Raw genomic sequence first — 1,083 nt, 5'->3', positions numbered from 1 at the left:
AGCGCGCGCCAGCACTTTTTGTAACTTTTCGCTCATTGAGCAGCCTCAGAGTGTCGCCTTCACAGGCGTCTGGTATACTTTCAAAAACAACGAGTTAGCACCAATAATAACTTAACTCACTGATATATAACTATTTCATGGTACACAGCATGGCAAACAATATGTCACACAAGCTGCCACACACAATGATTCGTGGGCGCACATTCTACACTAACTTTAGACTAAATGATTCAACAAGTTTTGTACGTCTGACTCTCGGCACTGATAGCCGAAAGCAAGCAGAAGTGATCATGAATCAGCTCCGCCCTTTCATTCCCCTTGTGCAGAATGGAACTATGAGCCTCGAAGAGTTCAAACACAAAATGCAAGGCTACCGCGCCGCCACAAAACAAGACTTTGATGAATATCTTTTGAATTGGCTAAAAGGTGGCATTGAAGAGGCTAAACGGTTACCAGAATTAGGCCGATATCACAAACAGATTACAGGTGAACCTTTATCGCCGCTAGACACGGCAAAAGAGGCGCGGGGCTACGCAAGCCAGCATTTGAGTAATATGTACAATGGCGACAATTTTTCCGCCAGAATGATTACTGCAGCACTCAGAATGAAGAGGTTAACGGTTAATGAATCCGACCTTGAACAGATTCACCATATTGCCAGCCAGATAGATATGAATCAGGCCCTTATGTCACAGGCTTATGAAGCATTCTATTCTGGTGATTTGCCACGATACCAGCAGATCATTGATTCGATGGGGTCAGCTTTACAAAATGCAGTCTCGCCAGTTAACCCGACGCCAGTAGAGCAAAATATGACGACAATTGCCGAGACTGAAACAGCGCACGGCCCAAGATTGTTGGAAGCGTGGCATGACTTCAGAAAGGATAAAGGTCAAAAGTGGCGTAAGCAGACAGCAAACGAGAATCAGCGCTTCTTTGATGTCCTCTACCATGTTGTTGGTAATATTCCCGTCGATAAAATCTCTAAACAACATATAAGGGAAGCTCTCAAGGTTGCGGAAAATTTGCCTAGTAGGACTAGACTCCCCAACTCCAGAATGAGTCTTGCTGATTGCATCGAAT

At 44.6% G+C, this 1,083-nt stretch carries 1 pseudogene; it reads left to right on the top strand.

The window, feature by feature from the left end:
- Positions 1–149: 149 nt before the first annotated feature.
- A pseudogene (locus J5224_RS29520) lies at positions 150–1,083 on the top strand (recombinase XerC); the annotation flags it as partial.

Source organism: Candidatus Symbiopectobacterium sp. NZEC135 (assembly GCF_025962695.1).
This window is presented reverse-complemented; position numbering and strand designations above follow the sequence as displayed.